This window comes from Pedobacter sp. UBA5917 (assembly GCF_002432345.1).
Lineage (GTDB): Bacteria > Bacteroidota > Bacteroidia > Sphingobacteriales > Sphingobacteriaceae > Pedobacter.
Map to the genome: position 1 here is coordinate 1 of NZ_DJDT01000159.1, position 8,446 is coordinate 8,446.

The window sequence follows — 8,446 nt, forward strand, 5'->3', positions numbered from 1 at the left end:
TTGTTCAGCAGGTATTTAATGCGGTAGCCGAGTGCTTTGTTCTCTACAATCAGGAATTGGGTTGTTTTTACGGTAAGTTTGGCTGTTTCTTTATCGTAGTCGATAATGAGCACGTTCGGATTGATAAGTTTACATTGCGCTGCGTTGGGGGTGGTGCCTATAAAGTAATCCTTAAACATGGCAATATAATGCTCCCTGTTCGGATCGGGCTTAATGGTTACCTCGGCCAGTTGGGTTATACTCTCCTCTAGAACCAGATCGAGTTTTACGGCCTTGTCTGAAACAACAACATTTTTATTCAGGGCTTTATAACCGATCAGCTGCACTAAAATATCATAGTTGCCCGGTTTTAAGGGTAAACTATATTTACCATCATTATCGGTAACGGTAGCAATTTTATAACCGCTAACATAAACGCCTGCCCCAGGTAGGGCCTCGCCGCGTTTATCTTTAACCGTACCCGAAAGCATATAACTTTGCTGGGCGGAAGAGATTCTGCCAATAAATAATAAGCAGAGTAGAAGTAATAAGGATTTCATGCAATAAATATAAACTAATTTATTAGTTTATTCAAGGTGCAAAAGAAATATTACTTAGAAGTTGTTCAGTATTACCTATACGTTACCATCCCTGCCGTGGTCTGTGTCTTCACAGGCCTCTCAGTAATTTTATTGATTTTTTAATTTAGGAATGGTCTGTGGAGACACTTACTATGGGGTAGGGGTGATTAATTCTGGTCTTCGAGTTTAAAAAGAACCTCTACGATTACGTCAGATACAACGGGTTTACCGTTTGTAATTTGTGGAGCCCATCTAGGGGATAACCCAACTGCCCTGATCGCTTCAGCATCACAGCCATATCCAATACCATTTAATATGGTTGGATTGATCAGGCACCCACCTTTATTGATTGTAAACTTAATCACCACTTTACCCTCAATATTCTTTTTTATTGCCTGGTCAGGATAAATCAAATGTTTATGAATAAAGTCATAAAAAGCTTTTTTTCCAAATGGATAAGAGGCTGGTATATTAAAGGTTGGGAAAGCACAAACCAGGTAATCGCTTACAATGTATTTAACTTTTTTGCGCTTCTCTGATCTTTTAGCTGTTACAGTTAATGTAGTTGTATCGAGCTTAACATTCTTAAATGTATTTAGGGTAATTGTAATAAACCGACTTCCTTGATTAATCACCTTAAATTCCTCTGATCCCGTATTTATCGTAAAAATATCATTTGGTTTAATTCCATTAATGGCAAAATATCCCAAACTATCTGCTTTAGCGTAAATTACATCATTTTGGAGAATGGTATCCTGAGAAGTGGTTTTGATATAGAGATTTGGAATTGCGGTACCATCAATATTAAGAATTCGGCCTTTTACATTGATGGTATCCAGATAGAATTTTTTAGGCGATATATTTTGAGCGTTTGCTTTTAAAAAAAAGCATATCAAAACAACAAACGGAATTATTTTTTTCATGATTAGATGATGCTGTAAGAAATACGTTTCCACAATTGGTTAATAATTTCATTAGTATAACCTATTTCTTGAAGAACAGCAATTCCATTTAAATTCGGAAATGATCCAAGGTAACATAGATTATAGATTATAGATTGGGGTTTGCATAACGTGATTAAGTCATCAATCAACCAGTTTGAAAGGAATTTCAATGCTAATATTTTGTTCAACAGTAATGCCACTTAGAGCGGGAATCCATTTTTTTGAGCTATTAATCACCCTAATTACTTCTTCAGCACATCCATAACCTAAATCTTGAAGCGTAATAAAATTTTTATAGTTCCCTTTTTCATCTATGGTAAACTTAATTACTACCGTCCCCTCAATATTGTTTAATATTGCTTTTTGAGGATATTTGATGTTGTATTTCACAAACTCATAAAATTTTTTCAGGCCACCGGGATATTCTGCAGATTTGGTGTAGCCGAATGGATGAAAGTCATATATGGTGGTATCCTTTCTTTTGACAAGCAATTTTTCTTTTGAAGAAAGTCTCTTTGCAACAATATTAAATGCTGCTGGATCTTTATTTAATTCAAGAGGGTGAAGTGGTACCATGGTAAGCAATAAGAACCGGCTTCCATTTATTGGTTTTTCAATGGCGGTGGTGGCAGCCCTAACCCTAATCCAATCGGTAGGTTTTATCCCGTTTAATTTAAATAAGCCATTTCCATCCGTTATCGTCCTGATGTAATTAAAATCTTTATCCCAGGTTTCAGATAATACCCTGGCATTTTTTACAGGCTTTCCTTTTTCATCTATAACTTTTCCATAAATATTTATGGTATCAGTGCTAAAAACTATGCTGTCGGCACTTTTTTGTGCTTTTAGGCTTAATGCAGTTAAAAGCAGTAAATAGAATAAAATATATTTCTTCACCTATTGAAGATGCAGTAGGACTGAATTTCCATAATTATCCCAGCAATTCTTTCGCATTTTCAATTGCCGATGCCCCCGGATTTTTACCACTTAACATTTCGGCGATTACGCCAATACGTTCTTCCTGTTTAAGCTTACGGATTCCTGTTGTGGTTTTTCCTTTATCTTCGTTTTTATGTACAAAGTAATGTGAAGCGCCTTTAGCGGCAATCTGCGGTAGGTGTGTGATCGAAATTACCTGCATGTTTTTACCCAGGTCGGCAATTACTTCTCCAACCTTTAAAGCCGTTTCGCCCGAAATCCCTGTATCAATCTCATCAAAAATAATAGTCGGCAATGAAGTGTGTTTGGCCAGTAGCGCTTTTATGGCCAACATTAAACGCGATAATTCACCTCCTGATGCTACTTTGTTTACCGGGGCTGGTGCCTGACCAGCATTTGCGGTAAAAAGTAAATTGATTTCATCCAGGCCATCTTTATTCAACTCCGATAAAGTTTTTTGATCCAGCACCAGTTTGGCATTTAGCATGCCTACCTTTTTAAGGGTAATACCGGTTTGCTCCTCAACAGTTTTAATGGCTTTTTTACGGTTTGCACTTAATTGATCGGCTTGTTTATGCAGTTCTTTTTTAAGCTGATCGATTGCTGCCTGTAACTTTTCGATATGTTCGTCAGAAGACAAAAGTTTGTTCAGGTTCTCTTCCAGTTGTTTTTGGAAGGCCAGCAGTTCTGTATTATCGGCAAGTCTGTGTTTTTGTTGCAGGGAATAAAACAGATCCAATCTTTGGTTTACGATTTCCAAGCGCTCGGCACTGTGAAGGGTATTTTCTTCTATCGCAGAAACCTCATCGATGATGTCTTTTATTTCAATAATGGATGAGCGCAAACGTTCGTAGAGTACATTGATCGCCGGATCGAATTTTTCGATGCCCTGTAACTGTAACGAAGCCTCTTTTAAAATCTGTAGGGCAGAAGGTTCACTTTCATTAATTAATCCCGAAGCCGTAAGTAAAGCCCTTTTAATGGTTTCGGCATGGGTTAAACGTTCCAATTCCTGTTCCAGTTCTTCCTGTTCGCCAACCTGTAGTTTTGCCTGCTCGAGTTCGTTGAACAAAAATTGTTCGTAATCCTGTTTATTACGGGCCTCGCTGGCTTCTGCTACCAGTTTTTTTAATAAAGAAGTATCCTGTTTGAGTTTTTTAAATCCGCTGCGGTAATTGAGTAGTAACGAATGATGGTTGGCCAGTGAATCTACAATCAACAACTGAAAATCGGCATCATTAATCTCCTGTGTAGCATGCTGGGAGTGGATATCGATCAGTTTTTCGCCAATCTGTTTAAGGGTAGACAGGTTAACAGGAGTATCATTAATAAACGACCTGGTTTTACCATCTATCGAAATTTCCCTGCGCAGAAGGCCCTCCTTTGAAAAATCGAGATCATTATCCTCAAAAAGTTCTTTAAGGTTCTCATCTGCCAAAACAAAACTTCCTTCTATAACACATTTTTTATCCTGGTTAAAAAAGTACTTACTTTCTGCCCGCTGACCGAGAATTAGCGATAATGCTCCAAGTATGATGGATTTACCGGCACCGGTTTCGCCAGTGATAATATTTAAGCCTTTATCGAATTCGATATCCAGACTATCAATTAATGCGTAATTACGAATAGAAAGTTTTTGTAGCATGCTAAGCAAAAATATTAAAATTTATGTCAACAGTTCAATACAAAACAAAAACAGCGGAGAATAAATCCTTTTGCTGACAAAGCGTTAATACTAATTCTTTATTTCAGCCTCTTTTAAAAAATCGATTACAGTTTTATTAAAAAGGGGGGCATTTTCTTCAGGTACCATATGGGTTTCCTTTTTAAAAATAATCAATTGGGATTTGTTGATATGATCTGCAATAAGTTTGGTATGCTCAGCTTTGATTACATCTTTTTCGCCCGCCAGTACCAATGTTTTCGCACTGATGGTACGCAGTTCTTCAACTTTGATATTGGGCTCCGTTGATAACATATAAAGCAATCGTGTTAACTGTTTTGATTCTACATCATTTTTCTGCTGAAGTATTTTTAAATCCTTTTTCAGTTTGGTAAGCATGCTTTTTTCAACAGCGTCTTCAGTTGGATTCAGGTTAGCACCCATTACAATTAACTTCCCTACGTATTTAGGATATTTGATTGCCATAATCAGGGCAGTATTACCGCCGTCACTCCATCCCAGTACATTTACCTTTTTTAAGTGAAGGGAATCTAAAAGTATTTTCATGTCTGATGCAAAAATATCGTAGCTTAAATTGGTACTATTTTGATCGATACTTTTTCCCTGTGCACGGGTATCAACAGCAATAACGCGATAATGCTTTGCCAATTCGGGTATCTGTTTGGTAAAATCAACAATCGATTGGCCGTTTCCATGTAACAACAATAAAGGTTCGCCCTCACCGTAAGTTTCGTAATAGATTTTTATTCCGTTAATGTTGCAATATTTCCCTATACGTTTGTTACTCCCGTAGTTGGTTTTCCAGATTACCGAAGCTTTTGTTGTTTTAATCAGCAATGTTTTGCCGCCAACTGAATCTGTTCTGTTGTGCGAGCTAATGGTGGTGCCATCAGGTATTTTTGCACTTGTACGGAAACCTTTTAATGGATTATCCGGATTGTTTTCGAAGTCTGCATTTTTAATCGGAACTTCTTTCCAATCTCCATTTTCAGTTTTAATTTCGAATTTTAAATTATCTACGAAAAAGTTTCCATTGCCTTCAAAATTGGCATAGAGCCAAATTTCTTTGGTTTTTGGATTGAGTTTACTGCTGATTAGTAAAGGATGCCACAAGGTATCTTTAACCATATCTTTCGCCAGGTTGGCATCTAGCCATTCATCATCGTTAATAACCTGTTGGGTTTTAATCACGACATTTTTGAGTGAATCCGTTTCAGTAGACTTTAGGTCTAATGAATACCGGAAATCGCTGCCTGCAAATTTTTCAATTTTTAAAATCAGTCCAAAATTGAATGAGTTAGAAACTACTTTTGTTTGGGAAAAAGCGGATAAACTAAGAAGGGTTAGAAGCGAAATGATATTAAATTTAATGGAGCGCATAAAGAAATAATGTTAAAGTCTGACGAAGGTACAAATTAAATTAAGTCAGATTTTATCAAACAAAAACAGCGGAGAATAATCCCCGCTGTTCATCATCTGTTTGGTTGTGTGTTATTTTTATTTTATTGTAATGCTGAGGTTATTGTTATTCGCAATGGCAATTGGGCTATCTGTTGTTACAAAACTTTTAAGCGCCAACTGATCCGCATTTTTAAAATCTGCTTTTTTGTAGGTTACCACCGCATTTTCAATGTTCAGTGCTTTTGCAGGACTGGTAAAGTTTTTATTATCGTAGATCATAATGGCAGGGCTTACCTGAGTGCCTTTATTCCCACCTTCAACTTTTTCCTTTTTCTCTTTCTTTTCAAGCTTTTCTTTTAATTCTTTTACCTCGATATCGAATTTTTCTTTCAGCTTTTTGTATTCTTCTGTCTGTCTTACTTTATTGTTGCTATTATTATTGTCGTTATAATAGAACACTGCACCATCCGGACCAGTAAGTAAGTTCCTATTGCCTTTAAACAATGAATCTGGATTTAATCTTGTTAATCCCGACAGGTTAATCATGTCGCCTGATTTCAAGGCCTGCAACCTAATATTGTCAATCTGTGCCCTAAATTCGGGTGTATTAAATCTGGTTGCCATTTCTTCGCCCATTTTTCTCCACTTTGCCTGTGCTTCTGGCGAGTTCATTTTTTTGCTCATGTCTTCAGCCATTTTTTTCCATTTGGCCTGAGCTTCTGGCGAATTATATTGTTTGGCTATGTCCTCACCAAATTTTTTCCATTTAGCCTGTGCTTCTGGTGAGTTATATTGTTTGGCCATGTCTTCGCCCATTTTTTTCCATTTGGCCTGAGCTTCTGGTGAGTTGTATTGTTTGGCTACATCTTCACCAAATTTTCTCCATTTTGCCTGAGCTTCTGGTGAGTTAAATTCCTTATCGATTTTTGTACGGAAAAGTGAATCCTTAAACTTGTATCTAAATGAACTGTCAAGATTTATCCTGTATACACCTTTGCCACCAAAAAGTTCATCTGTGTAAAAATCTTTTCTAATGCTATCCGGCATTTCCTTCACCGAGTTGTATTCGGTTTTTTTACCGTTTGCATCAATGGTAACGATCTTAATCTTACGTTTTTTGGTGGTATCGGTACAGATAAAGTGTTTTATACCATTGTACGAAACAGTTTGTGCACTCAGTAATTCTTGTTTATGTAGTTTTTTGGTTTCTTTTTTCTTTTCTGTCGGATTGATCCAGGCAATAGAAAACAAGCAGGCTACACCCAATGTTAGGGCTGCCATTTGCTGTTTGGCGTTTAAATAATTTGTTTTCATGTTGGTTATTCTTTTTATGCGTTGATATAAATTTTGGGTCTTGCCTGTAGCTGCCAGCGCATAAGCAGGACTGTTCTTATCTTTTAAAAGCTCCAGTTTGAGTAGGGCATGGGCATAATTCAATGGTTTTCCGGTAATTTTCAGCACCAGGTCGTCGCAGGCATGTTCGCGCTCAATGTGTATAAACCTACCGGCCATCCACACAAATGGATTGTAGAACAGCAGGGTTTCGATTGCAGTTTTAATCAGGTTCAATAAGAAATCGTTTCTTCTGATGTGTGATAGTTCGTGGATCAAAATGGCTTCTACCTGCTCATTATCCAATTGGTTTACCAAAGCGAGTGGAAACAATACCACAGGTTTTAAATAACCGATAACCAAAGGCACATTTACAATAGACGATAAATGAAACTTAATTGCCTTATTGATTTTAAGGTGTGCCGTTACCTGTTCGAAAATAGTTTTCCAACTGTCGGGAATAGCGCTTAAACTCTCTTTTTTCAGTTTAGAAAGTTGTCCGTAACCTTTTACAATAACAAATAGCTGTAACAGGATACCGATAACATAAAACACCACAACTATTGGGAAGTACTGTTCTGCCCTGCTGCTGAAACTTGGGGGAAGATTATTGAAATATTGATAAACCTGTATGTTCTGCGGATTAATGGCTGTTGCCTGGCTACTTAGGCTATGCATCAAATGGTTGATGAAATTATAGGCAAAGCCGGCAAACATTAAAATAATAGCTCCGAACGCAAGATTGTGCTTATATTTTGCTGCCAGCCTGGGCAGACTTAGCATAATAATGAACAGGATACCATAAATGATGGCACTTTGCCAAAGCGAGTTTAAAATGCTCCATCCAAATGCTTTAATGAACTGTTGTAATAAAGTTTCCATAACGGTGATTTTAATTTTTTTATACCGGGCTAAACCGGAAATGTTACTGTTTAATTAGGGATCTAAACCCTACACCTTTCAACCTTACACCTAAGCCTATTTAAGGCTATCCAAATATTTTTTTATTTCATCAATCTCATCTGCACTGGCACTATGGTTACCCAGGGCCTGCATTACCAATCTTGCTGCCGAACCGTTAAATACATTATCAATCATTTTGGTTACCAGTTGCTTTTCAGTTTTATCCTGACTTACCAATGCTTTATAGATATGTGTTTTTTGGTTGGTATCGCGTTCTACCATGCCTTTCTCGTGCAAAATCTGCATCAGTTTTAAAGTGGTGGTATAACCAGAGTCTTTTTTATTCAATGCCTCATGTACTTCCCTTACCGTAGCATTGCCTTTTTGCCAAAGTACCTGGAGGATTTCCATTTCGCCTTCCGTGGGTTTGATGTTCTGATTACTCATATGTTACAAGTTGTACGAATTATTTCGTAATCAAATGTACGAAGATATTCGTAATATCAAAATATTTTAACAGATTTTTAACTTTTGTACTGTGGGTTAACTGTATAAACTGGTTAATTGGTTAACTGTGCACATGGTAATAATAGCTGTTTGAGGATAAGACGCAGGGGAGGGGAAAATGTTGCATCGATAAGAAGGGTTAACTGTATATCCTTCGGCTACGCTCAGGAGGTTAA

The 8,446-nt window shown here is 37.1% G+C and carries 7 protein-coding genes; all 7 read right to left on the bottom strand.

Annotated features, from left to right (window positions below):
* Positions 1-539, bottom strand: a 539-nt coding sequence (locus B2V92_RS10050) for a carboxypeptidase-like regulatory domain-containing protein (RefSeq protein WP_293307458.1), incomplete at its 3' end; no start/stop codon positions are given.
* Between the two features lie 188 nt (positions 540-727).
* The gene (locus tag B2V92_RS10055; RefSeq protein ID WP_293307460.1) at positions 728-1,483 is read right to left on the bottom strand and encodes an energy transducer TonB; all 756 of its coding nucleotides are present in this window, start codon (positions 1,481-1,483) and stop codon (positions 728-730) included.
* Positions 1,484-1,645: 162 nt separating this feature from the next.
* On the bottom strand, positions 1,646-2,401 hold the full coding sequence (locus tag B2V92_RS10060; RefSeq protein ID WP_293307462.1) for a TonB family protein: 756 nt from the start codon (positions 2,399-2,401) through the stop codon (positions 1,646-1,648).
* 34 nt (positions 2,402-2,435) lie between these two features.
* Positions 2,436-4,088, bottom strand: coding sequence for a DNA repair protein RecN (recN, locus tag B2V92_RS10065; RefSeq protein ID WP_293307464.1), 1,653 nt, complete (start codon positions 4,086-4,088; stop codon positions 2,436-2,438).
* 90 nt (positions 4,089-4,178) lie between these two features.
* Entirely contained in the window at positions 4,179-5,318 is a 1,140-nt protein-coding gene (locus B2V92_RS10070) for an alpha/beta fold hydrolase (RefSeq protein ID WP_293307466.1), read from the bottom strand.
* A gap of 306 nt (positions 5,319-5,624) precedes the next feature.
* Positions 5,625-7,742, bottom strand: a complete 2,118-nt coding sequence (locus B2V92_RS10075) for a M56 family metallopeptidase (protein WP_293307468.1) — start codon at positions 7,740-7,742, stop codon at positions 5,625-5,627.
* Positions 7,743-7,838: 96 nt separating this feature from the next.
* Positions 7,839-8,210, bottom strand: coding sequence for a BlaI/MecI/CopY family transcriptional regulator (locus B2V92_RS10080; protein WP_113951920.1), 372 nt, complete (start codon positions 8,208-8,210; stop codon positions 7,839-7,841).
* Positions 8,211-8,446: the final 236 nt, after the last annotated feature.

Excerpts from the sequence above, each read along its gene's own strand:
- B2V92_RS10055 (WP_293307460.1), bottom strand. The coding sequence starts at position 1,483 with ATGAAAAAAATAATTCCGTTTGTTGTTTTGATATGCTTTTTTTTAAAA.
- recN (WP_293307464.1), bottom strand. The coding sequence starts at position 4,088 with ATGCTACAAAAACTTTCTATTCGTAATTACGCATTAATTGATAGTCTG.
- B2V92_RS10075 (WP_293307468.1), bottom strand. The coding sequence starts at position 7,742 with ATGGAAACTTTATTACAACAGTTCATTAAAGCATTTGGATGGAGCATT.
- B2V92_RS10080 (WP_113951920.1), bottom strand. The coding sequence starts at position 8,210 with ATGAGTAATCAGAACATCAAACCCACGGAAGGCGAAATGGAAATCCTC.